Genomic DNA, 24,371 nt, shown 5'->3' on the forward strand with positions numbered 1-24,371 from the left:
GACAGCCTCGCGGCGTTGAGTCAGACGAAGAGGTTGGCGCGCTCGAGGTCCTCGGCGAAGTCCACCTCGACGGCGTACAGGTCCGAGATGTCGAGCGGCTCGAGCAGCACGCCGTCCTCGGCGATCGCGAGCTCGAGGCCGCGCTCGAAGTAGTCCTGGTCGTCGACGCGCGTCAGGTGGCGCATGAACGCCTTCTTGTCGCGGCTGGAGATGTAGTTGATGCCGACGGCCTCGCCGATGCCGCCCTTGACGGTCTTCGACAGCTCGTCGATGAAGCCCTCCGGCGTCACCGTGTACTTGACCTCTTCGTCGCTGACCTTGGAGGTGTTGACCGTGACGAACGACCGGTCGCGCTCGATGAGCTCGATGGCGCGTCCGAGCACGCGCGGGTCGAAGACGACGTCGCCGTTCATCCAGAGCACGCCGCCCTTGCCCGTCTTGGCGAGGGCGCGCAAGAGGCTCTTGGAGGTGTTGGTCTGGTCGTAGCGGTCGTTGTAGACGTAGTCGACGTCCGGGAACGCCTCGACGATGGTCTCGGCGCGGTAGCCCACGACGGTCGTGATCTTGGCTTCGCGGCCGAACGCGGCACGGATGTTGTCGTGCTGCTGCTGCATGATGCTGCGGCCGTCGCCGAGCTCCGTGAGGGGCTTGGGCAGGCTGCGGCCGAGCCGCGAGCCCATTCCGGCTGCGAGGATGACGGTCTGAAGGGTCAAAATCTGCTCCTGAAGTGCGTGATTCACTGCCGGTTCACCGGCGCGACACCCCTTCGTGCCTCGACCATGGTAGCGATGAGGCCTGGGAAGGCGCATAATGGGCGGCTCCCGTTGCCGATTTGTGACATAACGCGAATGCCGCGACGCGGCGAGACCAACTCCGCCGCGATCGGGCCCGCTTGATACGTTGGTTCAGTGACAGCCTCCCTCCCGGTGCCGAATGACATCGATCCGGAAGAGCCGGACCGTCACTCCAGCGCGCGCGTCGTACGCCTCGCCGATACGGTCTCACCGGTTCCCGACAAGCCCCGCCGCCCGCCGCGCAAGCCGCGCACCGACGAGAGTCGCGAACCCGCGCCCGCTCCGCGCAAGAAGCGCACGCCGGCTGCATCCAAGCCGAAGCCCAAGCCGAAGCCGGCGCCCGCTCCGGACCCAGGGCCGCCGCCGCCCCTTCCGAGCGATCTCGAGCTCGCGGCCAGCGCCGCCGCCGGCATCGTCGTTCCGCCGCGCCCGCCGCTTCCCGGTGCGGGCGATGGTTCGCCGGTGGATGCTGCCGAGGCGGTGTCCGTCGACCACGCGACGCCCGTCGACGACAGCGCGGCAACGGAGGACGCCGCGTACGAGACGGAGGCACAGGCCCAGCCGGATGCCGAGTCCGCGTCCGCGGCTGAGCCGGAGGCCGTGATCGAGCCCGCGGCTGAGCCGGAGGCCGTGATCGAGCCCGAGCCCGAGCCCGCGATCGAGCCCCTGATCGTGCCCGAAGCCTCGATCGTGCCCGAACAGGCGGCCGAGCCCGAGGCCCCCGTCGAGAGCACGACCCTTGCCGAAACCGCGGCGGTGGTCGATGCTGAGCCCGTGGTCGAGTCCGCGCCCGTGGCCGAGCCCGCGGGGGTCGTCGAGCCCACGCCAGCGGTCGAGCCTTCTGATGCGCCCGCCGAGCCGGCCGGCGCCGCGGTGGAGCAGAGCGCCTCGCCTGCTCCGCTCGAGCCGACGCTCGCGCCGGCCCCGGAGGCGGCGACGACCCTCGACCCCGAGGCCCTGGCCGCGGCCGTCTCGCTGGACGCGGTCGCGTCGGCGGCTGCGGCATCCGCCGACGCCCTCGTGCTGCGCGGCGTCACGAAGCGGTTCGGCAGCACCCACGCCGTCGACGGCATCGACCTCACGATCCCGGCGGGCACGTTCTACGGTCTCGTCGGACCCAACGGCGCGGGCAAGACGACAACGCTCTCGATGATCGCGGGCCTGCTCGAGCCCGATCGGGGCACGATCCATGTCGGAGGAGTGGATGCGGCGGCCAAACCGCTCGCGGCCAAGCGGATGATGGGGGTCCTTCCCGATCGACTGCGCACCTTCGACCGACTCACCGGCCGCCAGCTCCTCTACTACTACGGGGTGCTGCGAAAGCTCCCGCCGGCCGTCGTCGAGAGCCGCACCGCCGATCTCGCACGCGCCTTCGACCTCGAGGACGCGCTGGGCCGGAGCGTCTCGGACTACTCGGCGGGCATGCTCAAGAAAGTCATGCTCGCGGGCGCGCTGATCCACTCGCCGCGTCTGCTCGTGCTCGATGAGCCGTTCGAAGCGGTCGATCCGGTCTCGAGCGCGATCATCCTCGACATCCTCTCCACCTACGTCGCCCACGGCGGCACGGTGATCCTCTCGAGCCACGGCATGGACCTCGTCGAGCGCGTCTGCACGCGCGTCGCGGTCATCGTGGCCGGCCAGGTGCTCGCGGAGGGCACCGTCGACGAGGTGCGCGGCGAGCTGACGCTCGAGCAGCGCTTCGTCGAGCTGGCCGGAGGACTCAGCGACGTGGAGGGCCTCGAGTGGCTGCACACATTCTCCGACTGAGGCTCGCGCTGCTGGTCGGCACGTTCCGCGGTCACGCCGGCCATGTCGTGCGCGTGGTCAGTGCGCTGCTGATCCTCGCCGCCGCGACGGTGGCGGCCTGCTGGGCGCTGCTGACGCTGAAGGATGCCTCCACCGAGGAGGTGCTCGCCGTCACCGTCCTCGGGGGCTCGGCGGTGACCCTCGGCTTCGCGCTCGCCCCGTTGTTCGGCTCCGTGGAAGACCCGCTGGATCCGCGGCGATTCGCCCTGTTCGGCCTTCCGCGGCGCAGCCTCGCCCTCGTCCTCGCGGTCGCCGGATTCCTCAGCGTGCCGATCCTGGTGCTGCTCGCCGTCGCAGTGTGCTCCGCCATCGTGTGGGCCGACCACGGCGTGCCGGTGATCGTCGGAATCCTGAGCGTGCTGCTCGGGGTGCTCACGTGCGTCCTGCTGGCGCGCGTGTGCATGGCGCTGGCCTCGCTGTTCCTCCGCGACCGTCGATCGCGCGAGCTCTCGGGCGTCTTCGTGCTCGTGGTGCTCGTCGTCGTGGTTCCGGTGGGCGTCTTCCTCGCCTCGCTCGAATGGCAGGGGAGCGTCCCGCCGCAGCTGCTCGAGGCCGTGGACTGGCTGGCCCTCACTCCGCTCGGCGCCGCCTGGGCTCTTCCCGGCATGGTGATCACGGGTGGCGACGCATGGCTGTCTGCGCTCATCGCGGTCGGAACCATCGTTCTGCTGGCGATGCTCTGGGTGTGGGCGGTCAATCGGCTGCTGACCACGACCGAGCGTCCGGGCACCGGTCGTGAGCGAGGCGGACTCGGCTGGTTCGGCGTCGCCCCGGGCACGCCCGGTGGTGCGATCGCGGCGCGCAGCCTCGTCTACTGGTTCGGCGACAGACGCTACGTCGTGAACGGCCTCGTGATCCCGTTCGCGGCCGCGATCACGGTGGTGCCGCTGCTCATCGCCGGCGTTCCGCCCGAGCTGGTCGCCCTCGTGCCGGTGCCGTTCGCGGCGCTCTTCCTCGGCTGGCTGCCGCACGACGACGTCGCCTACGACTCCACCGCTGTCTGGATGCACATCGCCAGCGGTGTGCGCGGCGTCTCGGACCGCATAGGCCGGCTGGTGCCCGTGCTGCTCGTCGGAGTCCCGCTGCTCGCCGTCGCGATCCCCGTGGCGACGCTGCTGCACGGGCGATGGGCGGTGCTCCCGGCCCTCACCGGCGTGTGCGCTGCGCTGTTCCTCTCGGGCCTGGGGCTCTCCAGCATCTCGTCGGTGGTCGCGCCTTACGCGGTGTCGCGGCCCGGTGAGAGCCCGTTCCAGCAGCCGCAGCGCACCGGCGCGAACGGCGCGATCGCGCAGGGGAGCGTCATGGCCGGCGCGCTCGTGGTGTCGGCACCGGTCCTGTGGTGCGGCTGGCTCGCTCTGCAGGGGGACACGGATGCCGCGGACACGGCGCTGTGGGCAGGCCTGGCAATCGGACTCGGCGTGCTCGTGGTCGGCATCGGCGTCGGCGCCATCGTCTTCGAGCGTCGCGGCGGGCGGCTCATGGAGTTCGCGGAGTCCACCTGACTCCCGCGGACGGGCCCCAGCCGTGCCCGCCCCGACTACACTGGCAGACCATGAGCACCCCGCTGGACAGCCCTGACCAGGGCGGCATCGCGACCCTCGATCGCGAGCTCGAAGAGCTCCTCAAAGAAGAGAACATCGAGCCGGGTGACCACGAGCGCTTCTCTCATTACGTGAAGAAGGACAAGATCCTGGAGTCCGCCATCACGGGCAAGCCGGTGCGCGCACTGTGCGGCAAGAAGTGGACACCGGGCCGCGACCCCGAGAAGTTCCCCGTGTGCCCCACCTGCAAAGAGATCTACGAGTCGCTCCAGGGCTGATCACTCCGCGTCGGCGTAGACCGTCGGGATCGCCGGGTCCGATCGGCTGAGGGCGAGCCCGCGCACGGGCAGCTCTTCGCGCACGCGCGAGTGATGCGCGCGCGCCGCTTCGACGCCGTCGGGTCCCTCATATGCGGCATCCGGTTCGCCGTCGACCACGAGCTGCACCTGCAGGGCACGGGAGTCGGGGTGGGCCGACGCGGTGTCGAGGGCTTCGAAGCCGTCCGACACGACGATGAGCTCGCTCGTCGCGGTACCCGCGTCGAGCGTGCGGAATGCGGCCTTGCGGCCCCCCTTCGACGCCTTGTCGGTCGAAGCCTTCGCCACACCGACCCATCCGCCGTCCGAGTCCTGCCGCGCGACGAGCTTGTAGACCATGCCGGCGGTCGGCGTTCCGGATCCGGTGACCACCGATGTGCCGACACCGTAGGAGTCGACGGGGGATGCCGCGAGCGCGGCGATCGCGTACTCGTCCAGGTCGCTCGTCACGGTGATGCGCGTGCCGGTCGCGCCGAGCTCGTCGAGTTGCGCGCGCACCTCGGCCGCAACGGTGGGCAGGTCGCCGGAGTCGATCCGGACCCCGCCGAGCCCGGTCCCGGCGACGCGGATGGCCGTCTGGACGCCCTGGTGGATGTCGTAGGTGTCGACGAGGAGAGTGGTGCCGGCACCGAGGGCCTCGATCTGCGCGCGGAACGCGTCCTCTTCGGTGTCGTGCAGCAGCGTCCATGCGTGGGCGGCCGTGCCCATCGTCGGGATGCCCCATCGCCGACCCGCCTCGAGGTTCGAGGTGGCGCTGAACCCGGTGATGTAGGCCGCACGCGCCGCTGCCACGGCGGAAGACTCACCGGCCCGCCGCGAGCCCATCTCGGCCAGTGGACGGTCTCCGGCGGCGATGCTCATGCGGGCGGCGGCGGTCGCGATCGCGGAGTCGTGGTTGAGGACGCTGAGCGCGAGGGTCTCGAGCACGACGGCCTCGGCGAAGGTCCCCTCGATCGTCAGGATGGGCGAGCCCGGGAAGTACAGCTCGCCCTCGCGGTAGCCCGTCACAGACCCGGTGAACCGGTAGCCCTCCAGGAAATCGAGGGTCGAGGCATCCACCACCTTCTCGTCGCGGAGGAAGCGCAGCTCCTCGTCGCCGAAGCGGAAGTCGCGGATCAGCGACAGCAGCCTGCCCGTGCCCGCGACGACGCCGAACCGTCGGGCGCCGGGGAGGCGCCGCCCGAACAACTCGAACACGCAGCGGCGGTGGGCGGTTCCGTCGCGGAGTGCCGCGTCGACCATCGTGAGCTCATAGCGGTCCGTCAGCAGGGCAGTCGAGGCGGCCATGCGGGTCAGCCTAGTGACCCGCTGGCGTAGGGTGGATTCTCGTGAACGACGCGCCGATCGGAATCTTCGACTCCGGGGTCGGCGGGCTCACCGTCGCGCGGGCCGTCTCTGCGCTGCTGCCGCAGGAGTCGATCCTGTACATCGGCGACACCGCACGTTCGCCGTACGGGCCGAAGCCGATCGCCGACGTACGGCGCTACGCGCTCGAGGTGCTCGACGACCTCGTCGCCCAGGGCGTGAAGATGCTCGTGATCGCGTGCAACACGGCGTCCGCGGCAATGCTGCGCGACGCGCGCGAGCGATATGACGTCCCGGTGGTCGAGGTCATCAACCCCGCGGTGCGCACGGCGATGTCGACCACCCGCAACGGGCGTGTCGGCGTCATCGGCACGGCCGGGACCATCAGCTCCGGTGCGTACCAGGACATGCTCGGGGTCAACGAGCGTCTCACCGTCTTCGCGCAAGCTTGCCCGCGGTTCGTCGAGTTCGTCGAGGCCGGCGTCACCGGTTCGCCGGAGGTGCTCGCCGTCGCCGAGGAGTACCTCGCGCCGCTTCGCGCCGCCGACGTCGACACGCTCGTGCTGGGCTGCACGCACTATCCGTTCCTCGAGGGCGCCATCAGCTATGTCATGGGCCCGGATGTGAGCCTGGTGTCGAGCGACTCCGAGACCGCGAAGGACGTCTACCGTCAGCTGGTCTCCCGCGACCTGCTCGCCGGGCCGGCTGCCGAACCCCGCCACGTCTACGAAGCCACCGGTGCATCGGCAGACGAGTTCCTGCGACTCGCGCACCGCCTGATGGGCCGCGAGGTCACCGACGTGCGCCTGGTGCAGACCGGCGCCATCGACCTTCCCCGTGCCTCGAACCCTGCCCGCCGCCTCGGCTGAGGCATCCGTCCCTCCGGAGGAGAACTGCATGACCGACATCACCCGTGCCGACGGCCGTTCCGTCGACCAGCTGCGTCCCATCACGATCGAGCGCGGCTGGTCGAGCCAGGCCGAGGGGTCCGCCCTGATCTCGTTCGGGAACACCAAGGTGCTGTGCACGGCGTCGTTCACGAACGGCGTGCCGCGCTGGCTGACAGGCAAGGGCAAGGGCTGGATCACCGCCGAGTACGCGATGCTGCCACGCGCCACCAACGAGCGCAACGACCGCGAGAGCGTCAAGGGCAAGATCGGCGGCCGCACGCACGAGATCTCTCGCCTCATCGGACGGGCGCTGCGCGCCGTCGTCGACACCAAGGCCCTCGGTGAGAACACGATCGTCATCGACTGCGACGTACTGCAGGCCGACGGCGGCACACGGACGGCGGCCATCACCGGTGCCTACGTCGCACTCGCCGACGCGATCGAGTGGGGCCGCGGGAAGAGGTTCATCGGCCAGAAGGCACAGGTGCTGTTCGACTCGGTGGCCGCGGTGTCGGTCGGCATCATCGACGGCGAGCCGATGCTCGACCTCGCGTACGTCGAGGATGTGCGTGCCGAGACCGACATGAACGTCGTCGTCACGGGCCGCGGACTCTTCGTCGAGGTGCAGGGCACGGCCGAAGGTGCGCCCTTCGACAAGCGCGAGCTCGACGCCCTCCTCGAGCTCGGCGTGAACGGCTGCGCGGACCTGCGGACGCACCAGCTCGCGGCGCTGCAGCCCGCGGAAGGGGAGTGACGGATGCCGCGACAGATCGTCCTCGCGACCCACAACCCGCACAAGGTCGAGGAGTTCCAGGCGATCGTCGCGGCGACTCGCCCTGACCTCGAGGTGGTCGGATACGACGGGCCGGAGCCCGTCGAGGACGGCGTGACCTTCGCCGAGAACGCCCTCATCAAGGCGCGTGCGGCGGCCGACCACACCGGACTTCCGTCGCTGGCGGACGACTCGGGCGTGTGCGTCGACGTGCTCGGCGGGTCCCCCGGGGTGTTCTCGGCCTACTGGGCAGGACATGCGAAGGATGCCTCCGCCAACCTGGACCTGCTGCTCGACCAGCTCTCCGACATCGGCGACCCGCACCGCACCGCGCAGTTCGTCTCGACGATCGCGCTCGTCGTGCCGGTGGCCGGGAGAGAGGCTGTCGAGCACGTGGTCGAGGGGATCTGGCCCGGACGCCTCGCGTCGGCGCCTTCGGGTGCCGGCGGGTTCGGGTACGACCCGATCTTCGTGCCCGACGGGCAGCAGGCAGGGGCCGAGCGGACGGTCGGCGAGTGGACGGCCGACGAGAAGAACGCGCAATCCCACCGCTCGCGTGCGTTCGTCGCGCTGGCCGGGCTGCTCGCCGAGCTCTGATCTCGCCCTCGTCGCCCGCGAGGGGCATGCTGGGATGAGAGCAGCCATCCGGAGCGGCCGATGTTCTTCGTGCGATGGATCCCCACCTTCCTCGCGTTCCCGCTGGGGGAGCTGATCGCCTCCGCCCTCGTGGGAACGAACCGCGATCCGCTGGGCGCGCTCGTCACGGGCGCGGTCATCGGCGGTGTGGTGGGCGCGGCGCAGTGGCTCGCGCTCGGCCGGCTGGTCGACTGGCGGTGGGCGGTGGCGTCGCTCGGCGCCACGGCGGCGGGTGCCGCCGTCTGCGCGCTCCTTCTCGGCGCGATCGCGGCCACGATCGCGGCGGGCGTCACAGGGCTCGTGACCGGGCTGGCGGTCGGAGCCGCGCAGGCACCCCTGCTGGGGCGCGGCTGGCGCATCGTGCTCTTGTGGGCGGCGAGCGTGGGAGCCGCGTGGGGCGCGGCCGGACTGGTGAGCGGCCTCGATCGCGATCCGGCCGTGTTCGGTTCGAACGGCGCTCTCGTCGCGACCGTCGTCAGCGGGATCGTGCTCCGCGTCATCCTCGCTCCGCGTCTGAGACGCCCGCCGCGGGATCAGCAGGAGTCGGCGCGCACGATCGAGGTCGCCGCGAGCTTCATCGAGGTGAGGCGGGAGGCCGGCCGCAAGGACGACAAAGATCGGCCGGGTTGGGAGTGAGAATCACACTCATTCCCGACTGGGCGCGACGGCCCTCTGCGGGGCAGTCCCGGGCTTAGCCTGGGCTCATGCACGACCACGCGCCGACCGGGATCCGAGGGACGGGCAACCGTCGCCTCCTCGCGATCTCGCTCGCGATCACCTCCACCGTCATGGTGGTGCAGATCGTCGGCGCGGTGCTGTCGGGCTCCCTCGCGCTTCTCGCCGATGCCGCGCATATGTTCACGGATGCCGCAGCCCTCGTCATCGCCCTCATCGCGAGCACCGTCGCGGCCCGGCCGGCGAACGACCGCCGCACCTTCGGGTATCAGCGCGCCGAGGTGTTCGGGGCCCTGGTCAACGGCGTCATCCTGATCGTGCTGTCGGGATGGGTGGCGTTCGAAGGCATCTCCCGCCTGCTCGACCCGGGGCAGACCCAGGTCGCCGGTGGCCTCATGCTCGTCGTCGCGATCGTCGGGCTCGTGGCCAACGGTGTGGCGATGTGGCTGCTGAGCTCCGCCCAGCGACACAGCATCAACGTGCGCGGCGCGTATCTCGAGGTCCTCGGAGACCTCATCGGCTCGGCGGCCGTGATCGTCGCCGCGATCGTCATCGTCACCACCGGCTGGTACCAGGCGGATGCCATCGCGTCGCTGTTCATTGCGGCGATGATCATCCCGCGCGCGGTAGGCCTGCTGCGCGAAGTCGTGTCGGTACTCGCCGAGTCGGCGCCCGAGGGTACGCACGTGCACGAGATCCGCGAGCACATCCTCGCGACACCCGGGGTCGTGGACGCGCACGACGTGCACGTGTGGCAGCTCACGCGCGGGGCGCCGGTATTCACCGCGCACGTGGTCGTCGACGGCGCCGCTCTCACCGACGGCCGGGCCGCCGGGATCCTCAGCACCCTCCAGTCGTGCCTGTCCGACCACTTCGACGTCGAGCATTCCACCTTCCAGCTCGAGCCCGCCGGACACGTCGAGCACGAAGCCCACGCGTAGCGCCGGACGTCAGTCTTCGCGCCGCACTTCGGCGGGGGACTTGTCAGGGCGCAGCCCTCGCCACCGTGGGTGGCGCAGAATGCCGCCCGGGGTGAACTCGCCGTACTCGACTTCGCCGACGAGCTCGGGCCGTACCCAGAGCGCGTCTCGCGCGTCGAGCGGCGGCACGCCGACCAGGGGGTTCCGGTCGGTGCGCAGCGGCGTCAGCTTCTTCAGCAGCATCGACAGCGTCGAGTCGCTGAACCCGCTGCCCACGCGGCCGGCGTACTGCAGGCCGTCGGCGCCCGGGATGCCGAGCAGCAGCGAACCGAAGGTGCTGCTGCGCCCGCCCTTGCCGGGACGGATGCCCGCGATCACGACCTCCTGCGTCCGGGTGTTCTTGACCTTCAACCAGGACTCCGAGCGGCCGCCGCGGAGATATCGCGACGCCGGGTCCTTCACGACGATGCCCTCGAGGCGCAGCTGCTCGCTGGTGTCGAGCGCGGCGTCGACATCGTCGAACACGGGCGGTACGGTGATCGCTTCGACGGATGCTGCGGCCACCGCCTCGAGCACATCACGGCGTTCGCGCAGCGTGAGCGCGGCAAGGTCGTCGCCGTCGTGCGAGAGCGCGTCGAACAGGTAGTACCGCACCGGCGTCCGCCGCGCCACGCGAGCGATGTCGCCGGCGTGCTCCAGGTTCATCCGGGTCTGCAGGAGCGGGAAGCTGGGCCTGCCGTCGGGTTCGAGGGCGACGAGCTCGCCGTCCACGACGCACGGCTCCGCACCGAGGCCGGCGTCCACCGCCGTCAGCTCGGGGTAGCGGTGCGTGACTTCGTTGCCGCTGCGGGCGAACAGGCGCAGGCGCCGCCCGTCCCATGCGCCGACCGCGCGTATGCCGTCCCACTTCATCTCGACCCAGGCGTCGGTGCCCTCTCCGCGATCGGCCCACGTGCGCGCCGCCAGACGCGCCTGGGCGGGAGTCGCACTCGTCGCGAGCATCGGGCGCAGCTCTGATGCCCTTGCCGGCTGTGCGTGCTCGCGCGGATCGCCGGTGAGGGTCCGGTTCGCCTGACGGGTCCGGTGAGGCTCGGGATCTTTGTTCGAGCCGGAGCTCGCATCGCCGGCAGAAGCGGACTCCCGCCTGACCGGTGCGCGCCCGCCAGAGGGGCGAGGCGCATCGGCCTGGGGACTGGGCTCGACGACGGCGCCGCTCGGCTGAGGCCGGCCGGCAGCATCCGTCTTCATTCGATGCAGGAGCCAGCTGGACTTCTCACCTTGCCCGGCCGTGCGGATCAGCGCCAGCCGCACACGCCCGAGCGGGCCGCCGGGGCGTCCCTCGAGGGTCGCGATGACCTCGTCGTCACGCCACTTCTCCAGCTCATAGCGGCCGTCGTCCCAGATGGTCACGGTGCCGCCGCCGTATTCGCCCGCAGGGATCGTGCCCTCGAACGTGGCGTACTCCATGGGGTGGTCCTCGGTCATGATCGCGAGGTTGTTGCGCTGGTACGAGTGCGGGACGCCGCGCGGCACGGCCCAGCTCACCAGGACGCCGTCGTGTTCGAGGCGGAAGTCCCAGTGCAGTGCGGTCGCGTGATGCTCCTGGATGACGAATCGCGGCAGTTCGCCGTGAGGCGACGCGCCGAGGGGGTTCGCCGGCACCGGCTCGGGGGTCCGGTCGGCGCTCCGCTTGGAGATGTACGCCGAAAGCGGACCCGACTCGGCTTCGCGCCCGCCCGCGTGGAACCCCAGCGCGGCCATGGGGTCGCCGATGGTCTCGGCCCGCTCGAGCACCTCGGTGAACTCGAGGTGGCGCAGCCCGGGATCGTCGAGCTCGTCCCAGGTGCGCGGCGCGGCGACCGTCGGATGCGGCCGGCCACGCAGCGAGTACGGCGCGATCGTCGTCTTGGATCCGTTGTTCTGGCTCCAGTCGATGAGCACCTTGCCGTGTCGCTCGGCCTTCTTCATGCTGCTGACCACGAGGTCCTTGTGGTCGGCCTCGATCGCACGTGCGAGCTCGTTCGCGAGCGCGGAGGCCTGCTCCGTGGACTGCCCCGGCGGCAGCGCCGTGTACAGGTGGATGCCCTTGCTGCCGCTCGTGACGGGGTAGGGCTCGAGCCCCATGTCGAGCAGGATCTCGCGTGCCCAACCCGCCACCACGGCGCATTCCGCAAGCCCGGCGCCGGGCCCGGGGTCGAGGTCGAGTACGAGCCGGTCGGCGGGCCCGCGCCCCCCGACGGCGTCGAGGCGCCCGCCTGCTTGTTCGAGAAGCGCGAAGCGCCACTGGGGCACGTGCAGCTCGAGGCTCGCCACCTGAGCCAGATAGACGAGCGTCGGCACATCGCCCACCAGCGGATACTCTTTGGTGCCCGTGGAGTGGGGGATCGGCATCCTTCGCACCCACGACGGCGCGCCGCGCTCGAGGTCCTTCGCGAAGAAGACCATGCCGGGGTCGTCGTCGGTGCCGACGCCGTCCGGCCACCGCTTGCGGGTGACGGGTCGTCCCACGACATGGGGGACGAGGAGCTCGGCGATGCGCGAGTAGTAGTCGATGACCTCGCCCTTGGTGGTGCCGGTCGCGGGGTAGAGCACCTTCTCGAGGTTCGTGATGCGCAGGCGGCGGCCGCCGATGCGCACCAGCTGCTCGTCGCCCGCCATGCGCTCAGAGTATCGGCGCGGCGTCGCGCAAGGGGTGGCCGCGTGTCGGCGCCCTGGTGTTCACTGGTGGGGTGAGAGCGATCTGGAAGGGTGCACTGACGTTCGGGCTCGTCAACGTGCCGGTGAAGGTGTACTCGGCGACTGAGGACCACGATGTCTCGCTGCATCAGGTGCACAACAAGGACGGCGGGCGCATCCGCTATCAGCGGATCTGCGAGATCGACGGTGAGGTCGTGCCGTACTCCGACATAGACAAGGCCTACGACGACGGTGAGAAGACCGTGGTCCTGACCAAGGAGGACCTCGAGTCCCTGCCGGCGGAACGCAGTCGCGAGATCGACGTCGTCGAGTTCGTGCCGAGCGAGCAGATCGACCTCCTGACGCTGGACCGCGCGTACTACCTCGAGCCGGATTCGGCCTCTCCCAAGGCATATGTGCTGCTGCGCAAGACGCTCGAGCAGACCGATCGCACGGCCATCGTGCGGTTCTCCCTCCGGCAGAAGACCCGGCTGGCGGCGCTCAGGGTGCGCGACGACGTGCTGGTGCTGCAGACACTGCTGTGGGCGGACGAGGTGCGCGAAGCCGCGTTCCCGTCGCTCGACGAGTCGGTGCGCATCTCGGCGAAGGAGCTCGAGCTGTCGGCATCGCTGGTCGAGAGCTTCTCGAGCGACTTCGATCCGGAGGAGTTCAAGGACGAGTACCAGGAGGAGTTGCGCACCCTCATCGAGGCGAAGCTCGAGAAGGGCGACGCACTCGACACCTCCGAGACCTTCGGCGAGCAGGAGGAAGAGGAGGCCGGTGGCGAGGTCATCGACCTGATGGCCGCGCTCCGCGCCAGCGTCGAGAAGTCCCGTGCAGCCCGTGAGGGCGCGGGCGCGAAGGCGGCCTCAGGGACGGATGCTGCAGCCCCGGCGAAGGCCGACGCCGAGGCGCCCGCCAAGAAGCCCGCGGCGAAGAAGAAGAAGGCGTCCTGACCGGCGGTACGCCGTCGGCTCAGGCTTTGGGCGCCTCGCCGTGCTCGGGGCCCCGTTCGAACACCTCGGGATCGAGCACGAGGGCCTCTGCCTCGGCGTGGTCGGTGACGACGTCCTCACCCGCCGCGGCGGCCTTCTTGGCCTTGCTGCGCTCGCGGAGGTAGTGCCACAGCGTCACGAGCGCGGTGCCGCCGACGGCCACGAGGAGAATGAGGTCGATGTAGTTCTCGACGAACGTGGCGACGGGCGGGATATAGCCGAGCAGGTAGCCGAACATCGTGAGCCCGAAGCCCCACAGCACGGCTCCGATGAGGTTGTAGAGCGTGTACTTCCACTTGTTCATGTGGCCGATGCCGGCGGCGACGGGCGCGAAGGTGCGGACGATCGGCACGAAGCGCGCCAGGATGATCGTGAGCCCGCCGAACCGCTCGAAGAAGGCGTTGGTGCGTTCGACGTTCTCGACGCTGAACAGGCCTGATTCCTTCTTCTCGAAGACCGCAGGGCCACCCTTGTGGCCGATGTAGTACCCGACTTCACCGCCGACGAAGGCCGAGAGGCCGATCAGCAGGGACACCACCCAGATGTTGACGCCGAAGATGTTGCTCGTGTGCGTCAGCAGGCCGGAGATGACGAGCAGCGTGTCACCCGGGAGCAGGAAGCCGATGAGCAGCCCTGTCTCGGCGAACACGATAAAGCACACCACGACCAGCGCCCAGGGCCCTGCCCATTCGATGATGGCGGCCGGATCCAGCCAGGGGATCAGGGCTGTGGGAACTGCGTGCACGATGGTTGTCCCGTCGTCAGTCGGCGGAGGATGCGAGAACTCGCGTGCGGAAGGTGGGACTTGAACCCACACGCCCGAAGGCACAGGAACCTAAATCCTGCGTGTCTGCCGATTTCACCACTCCCGCGAGTGGCTCTCAGTCTACTGAGGGGACTGAGGGTCGGCTGTGGGGTGGGCCCCCGGTCGGCCCGGAGGTTTAGCGGCGGATCCCGAACAGGAAGTAGCTGGCAGGACCGATCCAGTTCACGAGGATCGCGGGGATCCATGCGGCCTTGGGCCCGCGGACCTCGTCGGGGTCGCGGTGGGCGAGATCCCAGAATGCGAGGAACGCGAACGCGACCTGCACGATGCCGAGCACGCCGAGTCCTGCCTTCGCCGCAGGGGCCATCTCCGTCTTGGTCATCTTCGTCCCTTCGTCTGTTCCTCCATCCTGCCGCGCCGGCGGTCCGCCCGCATCTGTGGATAACTTTCGGCTGGCTCTGCGGCGAATTGGGAGGATGCCTGCGTGACTTCCCCCGCCGCCCCCGTCGCGACCCTCGTGGCGGAGCGCGTGCGGGAACTGCTCCGCGCGGAGCGGTCGGATCCGGCCCGCGACCCCGAGTTCGCCGCGCAGATCGCCCGTGCGGAGGTGCGCCGCCACAACGACTTCGCGCTCGCGCGCGGCCTCGCGCCCGTCGACGACGAGACGGCATGCGTGCGGGAAGTGCTCGCCGCGGTATCGGGGTTCGGCCCGCTGCAGGCTTACCTCGACGACCCGACGGTCGAGGAGGTCTGGATCAACGCACCCGACCGGATCTTCGTGGCCCGCAGCGGAGTCCCGGAGCGCACGCCGCTCATGCTCACCGATACCGCGGTGCGCGATCTGGTGGAACGGATGCTGCAGTCCAGCGGTCGGCGGGTCGACCTGAGTCAGCCGTTCGTCGACGCGTCGCTTCCGGACGGCTCCCGGCTTCATGTCGTGATCCCCGACATCACCCGCCGGCACTGGGCCGTCAACATCCGCAAGTTCCTTCCCGCGTACCGAGATCTCGGGCGACTCGTCGCCGCGGGCTCGATCGCCCCCGAAGCTGCCACGCTGCTGCGCGACGCGATGATCGCGGCGCAGTCGGTGCTGGTCTCGGGGGCGACGCATGCGGGGAAGACGACGCTGCTCGGCGCGCTCATCGCGGCGTGCCCGCCTGAGCAGCGCATCGTCACGGTCGAGGAGACCTTCGAGCTCGCCGTCGCTGCGCCGGATCTCGTCGCCCTGCAGGGCCGGCAGCCGAGTCTCGAGGGCACCGGCGAGGTGACGCTCCGCCGGCTCGTGAAGGAGGCGCTGCGCATGCGCCCCGACAGGCTCGTCGTGGGCGAGGTGCGCGATGCCGAGGCGCTCGACCTGCTGCTGGCGCTCAACACCGGCGTTCCCGGAGCCGCCACGATCCATGCCAACTCCGCCCGCGAAGCGCTCGGAAAGCTCGCCGCGCTGCCGTTGCTGGCCGGGCGCAACATCGACGCGAGCTTCGTGCAGCCGGCGGTGGCGGCATCCGTCCACGTCGTCGCGCATTGCGAGCGCGACGCGAGCGGCGCACGACGCGTGGTCGAGATCGTCGCGCCGACCGGAGTCGCGGACGGCGTGATCACCGCGCGCACGCTCTACCGGACGGTCGACGCGTGACCTTCGTATGGGGAGCGGCGCTCGCCGCCGGGCTGCTGCTGATGATGTCGCCGTGGTTCTGGCCCGCGGGCTCCGGCCGCCCGAGCGTGACGCGCCGCGGGCGGATCTCGCGACTTCTCGAAGACGCGGGGATGGCACGCGCGTCGGTGCCCTCGGTCGTCGTGGTCGCGGGGGTGTGCGCGGCAGTGGCGGCCGCGGTGGCATGGCTCATCGCGCCGGTGGCCGCGCTCGCCCTGGTCGCGGCCGTGGCCGGCGCGCTCGCTCCCTTCACCTGGCTGCGCTCGCGTCGCTCGAAGCTGCTGCGCACGCGGCGCGGACTCTGGCCGGACGTCTGCGATCTGCTCATCGCGTCGGTGCGCGCGGGGATGTCGCTGCCCGACGCGGTAGCCAGCCTCGCAGACTCGGCTCCCGCTGAACTGCGGCCTGCGTTCGCGGCGTTCGCGCGCGACATGGCGGCGTCGGGGCACTTCGACTCGAGCGTCCAGCGGCTCAAGACGAATCTGGCCGACCCCGCCGCCGACCGCATCGTCGAGACCCTGCGCATGGCGCGTCAGGTAGGCGGCACCGAGCTCACCGCGGTGCTGCGCGCGCTCGCATCCTCCGTGCGAGCGGACGCGGCGCTTCGGGCCGAGGTCGAATCGCGGCAGTCGTGGATCCGGGGCGCGGCCGTGCTCGGCGTGATCGCCCCATGGGTCATCCTCGCGATGCTCGCCATGCGTCCCGAGGGCGCCCGCGCGTACGGCAGTCCTGGCGGCATCGCGCTCATCCTCGTCGGCGCGGCGGTGTCGCTCGTCGCGTACCGGCTCATGATCCGTCTCGGCCGCCTCCCCGAACCGAGGCGGTGGTTCGGATGATCGGGCTCGCGATGGGCGACGTCGCGTACGCCGTCGTGCTCGGCACGGCGCTCGGTGTCGGGGTGTGCCTGCTGATCTCGCTCGCTCCGCGGTGGGGCGCGCCCAGCCTCGCGCGGCGGATCGCGCCCTACATCCGCGATGTGACCGATCCGCGTGGGCTCGACGTGGCCGCCCCCGCGGTCGGGGGCTCGCCGTTCGCGTGGTCGGCGTTCGCGCATCGCCGCCTCGCCCGGCTGGCCGGTGGAGATGCGGTGCTCGCCCGTCGCCTGCATCAAGCCGCGTGGACGATCGACGCGGCCCGCTTCCGCGGGCGGCAGCTCGCCTGGGCCATCGCCGGACTCGCGATCGGCGGCGGAGTGGTCGTCGTGCTCGTACTGGTGGGCCGCGGATCGCCCGTCCTCGGGCTGCTGCCGCCCGTCGCCGCCGTTGCGGCGGCCCTCGCGTACGACGCGTGGCTCACGCGTGCGGCAAGGGCACGGGCCACGCGGATCGAGGAGGAGCTGCCGACGGTGCTCGAGTTCCTCGCGCTGTGCCTCTCGGCGGGCGAGGGCATCCTCGACTCGCTGCGTCGCGTCAGCGACGTGGGCGCGGGGGAGCTCACCGCGGAGCTTCGCGGCGTCGTCGTGGCGGTGGGCACCGGCTCACCGCTGTCGGAATCCCTCACGCGCCTTGCCGCGGGCCTTGAGATCCCCGCTCTCACCCGCTCGATCGACCAGCTCGTGGCGGCGATAGAGCGAGGCGCGCCGCTCGCGCACGTTCTCCAGGCGCAGGCGATCGACGCCCGCGAGGACGCGAAGCGCACACTCATCGAACGCGCGGGCCGGAAGGAGATCTACATGCTCTTTCCGCTCGTCTTCTTGATCCTCCCGCTCAGCGTTCTCTTCGCGGTGTTCCCGGGGATCTTCATGCTGCGACTCGGACTCGGCTGACGGCCGGAAGGAGAAATGATGAAAGCACGGATGCTGCACCTCGCTGCTCGTCTTCGCGCGACCGCGCGCGACCTCGCCGACGACGAGCGGGGTGACGTCCCCGGGTGGGTCCTCATCACGCTGATGACCGCGGGGCTCGTCGTCGTGATCTGGGCGATGGCCGGGCCTGCCTTGGCCGACCTGTTCGAGCAGGCGATCAGTCGCGTCTCCGGGCTCTGACGTCGTGCGTGTCGTCCTCGCCCGCGCCGTGTCGGGCGTACGCGCCCGACTCGCCGCAGACCTGAACGACGACGCCGGGGCGAGTCCGGTCGAGTTCGTCCTCGTCGGGACGCTGCTCACCGTGCTCACCCTCGGAGTGCTGCAGTTCGGCCTCGCCGTGTACGTCCGCAACGTCGTGCACGACGCAGCCGTGGAGGGCGCGTATCACGCGGCCCTGGCCGACACGACGCTCGGCGACGGTGCGGAACGCACGCGCGACATCGTGGGTCGCACGATCGGCGCCGGGTACGCCACCGAGGTCAGCGTGCAGGAGACGGCGTCGCTCGGTCAGCAGACCATCGAGGTGCGTGTCCGGGCGACGCTGCCCCTTGTGGGCCTGCTCGGTGCATCGCGTGGACTGGAGGTGACGGCGCATGCACCGGTCGAATCGTTCGGCTGACGAGATCGCAGCGGGTCCGCTCGGCGACGATCGCGGATCGGCGGCGCTCGAGTTCATCCTCGTCGGGCTCCTCCTCCTGGTGCCCCTCGTCTACTTGGTCGTGACGCTGGGCCTCATCCAGGGGCAGAGCCTCGGTGCGGAGGCCGCCGCCCGTCACATCGCGCGCGCGGTGTCGACGGCGAGCGACGTCGACGACGCCCGCACGCGGGCCGACGCGGTGCTCGGGGCGGTGTCGGAGGAGTACGGACTCGACGACGTCGACCTCTCCATCGCCTGCACGCCGTCGGGCGGCATCTGTCCGCGCGCGGGCGCGACACTGCACGTGCGCGTCCGCACAACAGTCACGCTGCCGCTCGTGCCGCCCGTGCTCGACCTGGAGCGCATCGCCGCGATCCCGATCGAGGCCTCTTCGGCGCACAAGGTCTCGCGCTTCTGGAGCGAGCGGTGATCGCTCAGGTACGGCGCGCCCTCGCCCCGAAGCGCGAGTCACGCGATCCCGACGACGGAGGCAGCGTCCTCATCCTCACCCTCGGCTACGCCGTGCTCGCGATCGCGGTGATCCTCGTGTGCACCGCCGCGACGAGCCTGTACCTCGCGCAGAAGCAGCTCGACGCGGTGGCGGATGCCGCGGCTCTGGCCGCGGCAGATGGGTTCGACTTGACGGTGGTCGGTGGCGAGCCGGTCGCCACCCTCACCGACGCGGGGGTGCGCCGTGAAGCCGAGGCGATGATGGGAGCTCTCGATCCCGAGGCGCGACTCGTCTCGGCCTCGACCCCCGACGGGGTCTCCGCGCGGGTGCGGGTCGCCGGGCAGTGGCAGCCTCCCATCGTCACCGTGTTCGTGCCCGGCGGCGTCGCCCTCGAATCCACCGCGACGAGCCGCACGGCGCTGCGCTGACGCGCGGGGGTTCGCAGGCGCTACGCCTCCGACGTGGCCGAGGCGCGCGCGGCGCGCGCAACCGCCTCCATGCGCGAGTGCACACCGAGCGTGCCGAGCAGGTTCTGCATGTGCGCGCCGACCGTCTTGATGCTGATGCCCATCTCGGTGGCGACCTGCTTCTGGGACATCCCCTCCGTGCGACCGTCATGGATGGCGTCCGGACCCGATCCGGGCGCCATCCGTGTGCGTGCTCACGGATGAAGGGTGGATGCGATGGATGCCGTCGGCTACAGTGTCCCGGAGTCGGTGCGAGCGTCGTGCCCGCACACCGGACCGGAGGGAGGAAGAACGATGGCTGTCTCTGTAGCGCCTCGCAACCCCACCCCCTTCCGCGAGGTCGCCCGCACGCGTTGACCCGTCGGCGACCTCCTGTCCTGGAGTGTCCCACCGATGTCATACGAACGCCTCGACGCGTCCGCATCCGTTCTCTCGCCGGATCTCGAACCCGGCCCCGATCAGCGCTGGTCCACGTGGCCGGCTTCTCCGCCCACCCAGCGCGGCCCGCTGCCGCACCCGGAATGGGTCGTCACCGCGTCCGGCGCGTTCGATACCGAGCTGGGTGTCGTGAAGACCGGCAAAGAAGCCGACGTGCACCTGATCGAGCGCGCGGTGCCCGGCACCGCCGGCGTGCTCCTGGCAGCCAAGCGCTACCGCGACTCCCATCACAGTGATTTCCACCGCTCGGGCAGCTACGAGGAGGGGCGCACGATGCGCAACACGCGCGACGCACGGGCCGTGAATCGCGGGTCCTCATACGGGCGGTCGGTCGCTGCAGGCCACTGGGCGGTGAGCGAATTCGACGCGCTCTGCCGTGCCTGGCGCGCGGGGGTCCCGGTGCCGTATCCGGTGCAGGTGAGCGGCACCGAGGTGCTCATGGAGTTCGTCGGCGAGGGGCGGGCAGCCGCGCCGCGGCTGGCGCAGAGCCGGTTGCACGGAGAGCAGCTGCGCAGCGCCTTCGACCAGGTCGTCGTCATCCTCGAGGCGTTCGCGCACGCGGGATACGCACACGGCGACCTCTCGCCCTACAACCTGCTCCACCACGACGGCCGTGTCGTCGTGATCGATCTCCCGCAGATCGTCGACGTCGCCGCGAACCCTCAGGGTCTCGACTTCCTCCACCGTGACGTCGTCAACGTGTCGACGTGGTTCACCCGTCGCGGCCTCGAAAACGACCCCGAGGATGTGTTCGCCCACCTCGTCGCGATGCTCTGGTGAGCGTGGGTCAGGTGGAGTCGCGGACGTTGGACACGGGGATCTGCTTCACGTGCTGCGGGCGCGAACGACCGGAGAGAACGCCGGAGACCCCGGCGCGCGTGCGCCGGGGTCTCCGGACCCTTGGACTACCGGACGCCCTTGGCGGGTGTGGCCTCGAACGCCTTCTCGATCTCCTGCGTGAAGGTGTTGCCCTCGGCGTCCTTCGCCGTGACGCGCAGGTCGACCCAGCCGCCCTTGTCGGGCACGGGGATCTGCGCGGTGAACCCGCTGACCCACGCGCGGCTCGTGACGAAGATGTCGCCGTCACCCTCGACCGCCCCGGTGGGGGCGTCCGTCTTGGCGGACTTCAGCTCCACCGGCCTCCACTGTCCGTTCTCCCCGCGCGCCTCCAGCGTCGCACCGGTGATGGCACCGGCGGGCGAGGTGCCGGCGACATGACCGAGTTCGAGGCCGAGCGTGACCCCCGAACCCTTCTTGCGACCTTGGCCCACCTGATTGTCGATGTTGACGTCGACGTCGTAGTACGCCTGGATCATCGGCAGCAGGCGGTTGCCCCAGTCGCCGAGCTTGCCCGCGGAACGGAAGGTCCAGTCGCTGACCGTCCTCGTCGATCCTTCGAGATGCGCGCCGTCATGGGTCGCCGTGCTCACCACACGCCACTGCTGGTCGCCGTCAGGGAGGTCGAACAGATTCACGCCCTGGTGCTCCTGCTGCTTGACGAGCTGTCCGTCGATGTAGACATCCGCGGTCTGGTGCACGGTCGACGGCTCGACCCACGTGTCGAACGTCCCGGTGTGGTCGGCGTCACCGCCGTCCGCCCAGCTGGGGATGTTGACCTGGGCCCAGTCCGACACGCGGTAGGGCACCCAGAACCCGGTGGCCACGTACGGGCGCACGATGCCGCCGAAGTACTCCTCGGAGGTGCGCTCGCCGCGTGTGTACGTCGTCTGCTTGTCGCGGATCTCCCACATCACGGAGCTGACGGCGACCCATTGGTTCCAGCGGAGGCTGTCGGTGTTGACCCATTCGGTGCGATCCATGCCGCGCTGCGCGCGGAACGGGAACCCGCTGCCGTACTGTGCCCCGGGGACGAAGTCGTACCGGAACTCGGCCAGCTCCTCCTGCTGGCCGTGGAAGCGTGTGTCGATACGAGCCAGCTCTCTCGACGAGTGCTTGTACGCCAGCTTCTGCGGGATCTGCCCGTCGCCGTACTCGGCGATGTCGTACACGACGTCCGTCGTGGGCACACCCACCGCCGACAGCGTGACCTTCTTCCTCCCGCCGAGCTGCCCGAGCAGGGCGCGCCCTTCGACGCCGCTGATGCCGGCGACCGGGATGGACACGTTCGAGAAGTCGGCCTCCGAACCGACCCACGTGCTGAACTCGCCGTCCGCGTCGTTGACGAGGACGAGAAGCTTCGCCCCCGCCGCGGCGGCGTTGGCAGCCTGCTCGGATGGGGAGAGGTCGGCGCTGCGGGTGACCACGGCGATCTTGCCGCCCACCCCTGCCGCGGCGAGCTCGTCGGGTCTTCCCGAGCCGGCCTCGACCGCAGTGGCCTTGAACGAGCCGTCGAGGAAGGTCGAACCTGGCTGGAGGATGAGATCCAGGGCGTTCTTGCCGGCGCTCACCGTGAGCAGCGGCGTCTGCAGGCGCCAGCGCGTCGTGAACCCGAAGTCGGCGTCGTCTATCTTCATCGGCTGCGCCCACATCTCATCCGTCCACACCGGCATCGTGGCGCTGGCGAGAAAATCACCCACCTTCATGTCCATGCGGCGGAAGACCGGCTCGAGTCCCTTCTCGCCGACGTCGAGGGTGACCTGCTTCGCCGCGCGGGCGTCCATAGCGACGGTCTTGTCGCCGTCGAGCTCGAGCGTCGGCTCGCCCACGAGGACGCTGGCGATCGTGTCGGGCGTCCGGCTGAGCTCCATGAACGACACGACCGAGTAGTCGCCCTTCATGAGGCGGAGCGTCGTCTCGCCGTCCACGGGGATCGGCTCGGCGAACTGCGTAGCCGCGTTCCACAGGAACGCATACGTCTGGACCGGGTTGCCGTCGAAGCCCGTCGCCGTGATGGTGAGGTCGTAGCGCTCGGCCTCGGCGATCGTGCCGAGAGCGGTGCGCGTGACCGCGTCGCCGTCGACGAGGCCAACGAGCGTGCCCGAGAGCTGCGTGCCGGCCGGTACTTTCGCGGGGTCGACCGTCATGGTCACGGAGCGGGTCTCGCCTGCGGGGATGGTGAGCGACGCGGAGTCGATCGTGAGGGCGTCGAACGCGATGCCGTCCGAGAGCGGGCCCGGCTCGCCGGTGCCGTCGTCGGGGGTTGTATCGCTGAGCGTCGGCTCGAGCGCCACCGTGAGCTCGGCGTCTGTGCGGTTCGTGTACTCGATCGTGCGGGTCACCGGCGCCGGCGCCTGTCCCCACGCGAGCATTCCGAAGTCGCCGGTGCCCGACGCGATGACCGGTGCATCGAGGGCGGCCGCGACGTTGATGACGCCCGTGCCGCCCTGGTACGGCGTGTAGCCGAGGTCGACGGCGCTGCTCGCGAGCGCAGCCTTGAGCTGGGCCGACGTGTAGTCGGGGTGGGCGCCGAGCAGGATCGCGGCGGCGCCGGCGACGTGGGGCGTCGCCATCGACGTGCCGCTCATCGCGACGTAGGAGCCTTCTCCGGGGCTGTCGGCCGAGCGTGCGGCCGTGACGTCGTTGCCGGGACCGGTGACGTCGGGCTTCATTGCCCCGGAGCGCGCGAGCGGACCCTGGCTGGTGAAGTACGAAAGCGAACCGGACGGGTCGTCGACCGAGCCGACCGTGAGCGCTCGCTCCGCCGAGCCGGGGGCGCCGATGGTCTCGGGCGCGCCGGCGTTGCCGGCCGCGACCACGAACAGGGTGCCGGTCTCCTCCGAGATGCGGTTCAGGGACTCCGCCATCAGGTCCTTGCCGTCGGAGGCTTCCGTCGAACCGAGGCTCATCGACACGATCGGGGCGTTCTGGCCGGCCCACTCCATCGCGTCGATGATCCATGAGTCCTGCCCGTAGCCGTCAGCGCCGAGCACCTTGCCCACGAGCAGCTGGGCGCCGTCGGCGACGCCGCGGTGGGTGCCCCCGCTGGCCGCGCCCGTGCCGGCGATGGTGGACGCGACGTGCGTGCCGTGGCCGTTGGGGTCGGAGTCGACGTCCTCGCCGGGCACGAAGCTCTTCGATTCGGCGCTCACGTGGCCCTGCAGGTCGAGGTGGGTGTCGTCGTAGCCGGTGTCGAGAACCGCCACCGTCACGCCCTGACCGGTGTAGCCCTCGGCCCATGCTTCCGGGGCGTCGATGTAGGGCACGCTCGAGTCGAGCGTCGCGCGCACCTTGCCGTCGAGGTGGATGGACTGGATGCCTCCGGCGAAGCCGGGGGCAGTGGAGAAGCTGCGCGCGGTCGGCGCCGTGAGCGACTGCCACGCGGATGCTGCGGCGTCGTGGCCGAGGGTCGCCGCGGCGCCGCCGATGCTCTCGAGCGGCGTCAGCACGTCGAAGCCGGGGACCGGTGCCGTGAAGGACCTGGCCGCTGCGGTGTCCTGCTCGACGATGATCGGCGTCGCGTCGACGGTCGCGTCGTCGTAGCCGTAGTCGATGAGCAGCGTGACGTTGAACAGATCGGAGTCCAGCGCGCCGGACGCGAGGTAGGGCAACGCCGCGTCGGGGACGACGTGAAGATCGCCCGCCGCCTCGTACGTGCGGACCCCGGCGCCGTCGACGGCGGTGTCGATGGAGACCGTGTGGGTGCCGTCGCTGAGGTCGGTGACGGTGACGCGGTCACCCGTGATGAGGGTGACGGAGTGGGAACTGCCGGCGACCGCCCGTGTGGCGGGGGAGTCGTCTGGGGCGGAAGTGGCGGCCGCCGGCAGGGTGGTGAGGCCGATGCCTGCGATCGCGATCGTCAGGCCGCTTGTGGCGGCGACGATCGGACGGAGGCGAGGGCCGAAGGGCTGGGGTCGTGACATGCGCGAGCCTCTCGGTGTGTGGGGATCCGTGTAACCCCACCTTCCTGTGCCGGGTGCATAAAGTGGATGG

24 protein-coding genes and 1 tRNA gene are annotated in these 24,371 nt (G+C 70.5%); 17 read left to right on the plus strand and 8 right to left on the minus strand.

What is annotated here, in order from left to right; translation table 11 throughout:
* Positions 1-20: 20 nt before the first annotated feature.
* Entirely contained in the window at positions 21-713 is a 693-nt protein-coding gene (locus J2Y46_RS11535; protein ID WP_310242443.1) for a phosphocholine cytidylyltransferase family protein, read from the minus strand.
* A 195-nt stretch (positions 714-908) separates the two neighbouring features.
* Here J2Y46_RS11535 and J2Y46_RS11540 point away from each other — a divergent pair, with 195 nt between their 5' ends.
* Genes J2Y46_RS11540 through J2Y46_RS11550 form a run of 3 tightly spaced genes read left to right on the plus strand, consistent with a single transcriptional unit; the run spans position 909 to position 4,419 of the window.
* Entirely contained in the window at positions 909-2,561 is a 1,653-nt protein-coding gene (locus tag J2Y46_RS11540; protein WP_310242444.1) for an ATP-binding cassette domain-containing protein, read from the plus strand.
* On the plus strand, positions 2,537-4,102 hold the full coding sequence (locus J2Y46_RS11545) for a hypothetical protein (RefSeq protein WP_310242445.1): 1,566 nt from the start codon (positions 2,537-2,539) through the stop codon (positions 4,100-4,102). Before J2Y46_RS11540 ends, J2Y46_RS11545 begins: the two co-directional genes overlap by 25 nt.
* A 50-nt stretch (positions 4,103-4,152) precedes the next feature.
* Positions 4,153-4,419 (plus strand): DUF3039 domain-containing protein, encoded by a 267-nt coding sequence (locus tag J2Y46_RS11550; protein ID WP_045296870.1) that lies wholly within the window; start codon positions 4,153-4,155, stop codon positions 4,417-4,419.
* Here J2Y46_RS11550 and J2Y46_RS11555 read toward each other — a convergent pair whose 3' ends face one another.
* Positions 4,420-5,745 carry a nicotinate phosphoribosyltransferase gene (locus J2Y46_RS11555; protein ID WP_310242446.1) on the minus strand — a complete coding sequence of 442 codons (1,326 nt, stop codon included), beginning with the start codon at positions 5,743-5,745 and terminating at the stop codon, positions 4,420-4,422. It lies immediately after the preceding gene.
* A 41-nt stretch (positions 5,746-5,786) separates the two neighbouring features.
* On the opposite strand from J2Y46_RS11555, the gene murI reads away from it, so the two are divergent.
* The 5 genes from murI (at position 5,787) to J2Y46_RS11580 (ending at position 9,677) form a co-directional block, all read left to right on the plus strand.
* Positions 5,787-6,632 carry a glutamate racemase gene (murI, locus tag J2Y46_RS11560; protein ID WP_045296872.1) on the plus strand — a complete coding sequence of 282 codons (846 nt, stop codon included), beginning with the start codon at positions 5,787-5,789 and terminating at the stop codon, positions 6,630-6,632.
* Positions 6,633-6,660: 28 nt separating this feature from the next.
* Positions 6,661-7,407, plus strand: a complete 747-nt coding sequence (rph, locus tag J2Y46_RS11565; protein WP_045296874.1) for a ribonuclease PH — start codon at positions 6,661-6,663, stop codon at positions 7,405-7,407.
* 3 nt (positions 7,408-7,410) lie between these two features.
* Positions 7,411-8,022 (plus strand): RdgB/HAM1 family non-canonical purine NTP pyrophosphatase, encoded by a 612-nt coding sequence (rdgB, locus tag J2Y46_RS11570; protein ID WP_310242448.1) that lies wholly within the window; start codon positions 7,411-7,413, stop codon positions 8,020-8,022.
* A 60-nt stretch (positions 8,023-8,082) separates the two neighbouring features.
* Positions 8,083-8,697: a hypothetical protein gene (locus tag J2Y46_RS11575; protein WP_310242449.1), complete on the plus strand. Its 615-nt coding sequence runs from the start codon at positions 8,083-8,085 to the stop codon at positions 8,695-8,697.
* Between the two features lie 68 nt (positions 8,698-8,765).
* Entirely contained in the window at positions 8,766-9,677 is a 912-nt protein-coding gene (locus J2Y46_RS11580; RefSeq protein WP_310242451.1) for a cation diffusion facilitator family transporter, read from the plus strand.
* A gap of 9 nt (positions 9,678-9,686) precedes the next feature.
* Here J2Y46_RS11580 and J2Y46_RS11585 read toward each other — a convergent pair whose 3' ends face one another.
* Positions 9,687-12,314, minus strand: coding sequence for an ATP-dependent DNA ligase (locus J2Y46_RS11585; protein WP_310242453.1), 2,628 nt, complete (start codon positions 12,312-12,314; stop codon positions 9,687-9,689).
* Between the two features lie 71 nt (positions 12,315-12,385).
* Between J2Y46_RS11585 and J2Y46_RS11590 the strand changes: the two genes are divergently transcribed.
* Positions 12,386-13,288 carry a Ku protein gene (locus J2Y46_RS11590; protein WP_045296882.1) on the plus strand — a complete coding sequence of 301 codons (903 nt, stop codon included), beginning with the start codon at positions 12,386-12,388 and terminating at the stop codon, positions 13,286-13,288.
* A gap of 19 nt (positions 13,289-13,307) precedes the next feature.
* Here the strand turns inward: J2Y46_RS11590 and J2Y46_RS11595 are convergent, their stop codons facing one another.
* The 3 genes from J2Y46_RS11595 to J2Y46_RS11605 all read right to left on the minus strand — a co-directional run bounded on the left by J2Y46_RS11595 (position 13,308) and on the right by J2Y46_RS11605 (position 14,475).
* Positions 13,308-14,072, minus strand: a complete 765-nt coding sequence (locus J2Y46_RS11595; RefSeq protein ID WP_310242455.1) for a VTT domain-containing protein — start codon at positions 14,070-14,072, stop codon at positions 13,308-13,310.
* Positions 14,073-14,117: 45 nt separating this feature from the next.
* Positions 14,118-14,199, minus strand: a tRNA-Leu gene (locus tag J2Y46_RS11600).
* Between the two features lie 69 nt (positions 14,200-14,268).
* Positions 14,269-14,475 (minus strand): PLDc N-terminal domain-containing protein, encoded by a 207-nt coding sequence (locus J2Y46_RS11605; protein WP_310242457.1) that lies wholly within the window; start codon positions 14,473-14,475, stop codon positions 14,269-14,271.
* Positions 14,476-14,577: 102 nt separating this feature from the next.
* Here J2Y46_RS11605 and J2Y46_RS11610 point away from each other — a divergent pair, with 102 nt between their 5' ends.
* From J2Y46_RS11610 to J2Y46_RS11640, 7 genes are read left to right on the plus strand one after another with little or no spacing between them, the layout of a single operon-like run.
* Complete coding sequence (locus J2Y46_RS11610; RefSeq protein ID WP_310242458.1) at positions 14,578-15,726, plus strand: ATPase, T2SS/T4P/T4SS family; 1,149 nt, start codon at positions 14,578-14,580, stop codon at positions 15,724-15,726.
* Positions 15,723-16,580 carry a type II secretion system F family protein gene (locus J2Y46_RS11615; RefSeq protein WP_310242460.1) on the plus strand — a complete coding sequence of 286 codons (858 nt, stop codon included), beginning with the start codon at positions 15,723-15,725 and terminating at the stop codon, positions 16,578-16,580. Before J2Y46_RS11610 ends, J2Y46_RS11615 begins: the two co-directional genes overlap by 4 nt.
* Positions 16,577-17,509: a type II secretion system F family protein gene (locus J2Y46_RS11620; protein WP_045296888.1), complete on the plus strand. Its 933-nt coding sequence runs from the start codon at positions 16,577-16,579 to the stop codon at positions 17,507-17,509. Before J2Y46_RS11615 ends, J2Y46_RS11620 begins: the two co-directional genes overlap by 4 nt.
* A gap of 30 nt (positions 17,510-17,539) precedes the next feature.
* Positions 17,540-17,728: a hypothetical protein gene (locus tag J2Y46_RS11625; RefSeq protein ID WP_211255847.1), complete on the plus strand. Its 189-nt coding sequence runs from the start codon at positions 17,540-17,542 to the stop codon at positions 17,726-17,728.
* A 4-nt stretch (positions 17,729-17,732) separates the two neighbouring features.
* The gene (locus tag J2Y46_RS11630; RefSeq protein WP_310242462.1) at positions 17,733-18,167 is read left to right on the plus strand and encodes a TadE/TadG family type IV pilus assembly protein; all 435 of its coding nucleotides are present in this window, start codon (positions 17,733-17,735) and stop codon (positions 18,165-18,167) included.
* A complete protein-coding gene (locus J2Y46_RS11635) occupies positions 18,142-18,615 on the plus strand; it encodes a TadE family protein (protein ID WP_310242464.1) in 474 nt (157 codons plus the stop codon). Before J2Y46_RS11630 ends, J2Y46_RS11635 begins: the two co-directional genes overlap by 26 nt.
* Entirely contained in the window at positions 18,612-19,064 is a 453-nt protein-coding gene (locus J2Y46_RS11640) for a pilus assembly protein TadG-related protein (RefSeq protein WP_310242465.1), read from the plus strand. The genes J2Y46_RS11635 and J2Y46_RS11640 overlap by 4 nt, the downstream gene beginning before the upstream one ends.
* A gap of 20 nt (positions 19,065-19,084) precedes the next feature.
* Here J2Y46_RS11640 and J2Y46_RS11645 read toward each other — a convergent pair whose 3' ends face one another.
* On the minus strand, positions 19,085-19,234 hold the full coding sequence (locus tag J2Y46_RS11645) for a LuxR C-terminal-related transcriptional regulator (RefSeq protein WP_310242466.1): 150 nt from the start codon (positions 19,232-19,234) through the stop codon (positions 19,085-19,087).
* Positions 19,235-19,496: 262 nt separating this feature from the next.
* Between J2Y46_RS11645 and J2Y46_RS11650 the strand changes: the two genes are divergently transcribed.
* Complete coding sequence (locus J2Y46_RS11650; protein WP_310242468.1) at positions 19,497-20,321, plus strand: RIO1 family regulatory kinase/ATPase; 825 nt, start codon at positions 19,497-19,499, stop codon at positions 20,319-20,321.
* A gap of 125 nt (positions 20,322-20,446) precedes the next feature.
* Here the strand turns inward: J2Y46_RS11650 and J2Y46_RS11655 are convergent, their stop codons facing one another.
* Entirely contained in the window at positions 20,447-24,301 is a 3,855-nt protein-coding gene (locus tag J2Y46_RS11655; RefSeq protein ID WP_310242470.1) for a S8 family serine peptidase, read from the minus strand.
* Between the last annotated feature and the right edge of the window lie 70 nt (positions 24,302-24,371).

It is taken from the genome of Microbacterium sp. BE35 (genome assembly GCF_031457705.1).
GTDB classification, from domain to species: domain Bacteria; phylum Actinomycetota; class Actinomycetes; order Actinomycetales; family Microbacteriaceae; genus Microbacterium; species Microbacterium trichothecenolyticum.

What these genes read in the sequence shown, in the direction of transcription:
- rdgB (WP_310242448.1), top strand. Translation starts at nt 7,411, where the DNA reads ATGCCGCGACAGATCGTCCTCGCGACCCACAACCCGCACAAGGTCGAG.
- J2Y46_RS11550 (WP_045296870.1), top strand. Translation starts at nt 4,153, where the DNA reads ATGAGCACCCCGCTGGACAGCCCTGACCAGGGCGGCATCGCGACCCTC.
- J2Y46_RS11620 (WP_045296888.1), top strand. Translation starts at nt 16,577, where the DNA reads ATGATCGGGCTCGCGATGGGCGACGTCGCGTACGCCGTCGTGCTCGGC.
- J2Y46_RS11580 (WP_310242451.1), top strand. Translation starts at nt 8,766, where the DNA reads ATGCACGACCACGCGCCGACCGGGATCCGAGGGACGGGCAACCGTCGC.
- J2Y46_RS11575 (WP_310242449.1), top strand. Translation starts at nt 8,083, where the DNA reads ATGTTCTTCGTGCGATGGATCCCCACCTTCCTCGCGTTCCCGCTGGGG.
- J2Y46_RS11650 (WP_310242468.1), top strand. Translation starts at nt 19,497, where the DNA reads ATGTCATACGAACGCCTCGACGCGTCCGCATCCGTTCTCTCGCCGGAT.
- rph (WP_045296874.1), top strand. Translation starts at nt 6,661, where the DNA reads ATGACCGACATCACCCGTGCCGACGGCCGTTCCGTCGACCAGCTGCGT.
- J2Y46_RS11635 (WP_310242464.1), top strand. Translation starts at nt 18,142, where the DNA reads ATGCACCGGTCGAATCGTTCGGCTGACGAGATCGCAGCGGGTCCGCTC.
- J2Y46_RS11585 (WP_310242453.1), bottom strand. Translation starts at nt 12,314, where the DNA reads ATGGCGGGCGACGAGCAGCTGGTGCGCATCGGCGGCCGCCGCCTGCGC.
- J2Y46_RS11655 (WP_310242470.1), bottom strand. Translation starts at nt 24,301, where the DNA reads ATGTCACGACCCCAGCCCTTCGGCCCTCGCCTCCGTCCGATCGTCGCC.
- J2Y46_RS11555 (WP_310242446.1), bottom strand. Translation starts at nt 5,745, where the DNA reads ATGGCCGCCTCGACTGCCCTGCTGACGGACCGCTATGAGCTCACGATG.
- J2Y46_RS11605 (WP_310242457.1), bottom strand. Translation starts at nt 14,475, where the DNA reads ATGACCAAGACGGAGATGGCCCCTGCGGCGAAGGCAGGACTCGGCGTG.
- J2Y46_RS11645 (WP_310242466.1), bottom strand. Translation starts at nt 19,234, where the DNA reads ATGTCCCAGAAGCAGGTCGCCACCGAGATGGGCATCAGCATCAAGACG.
- J2Y46_RS11625 (WP_211255847.1), top strand. Translation starts at nt 17,540, where the DNA reads ATGCTGCACCTCGCTGCTCGTCTTCGCGCGACCGCGCGCGACCTCGCC.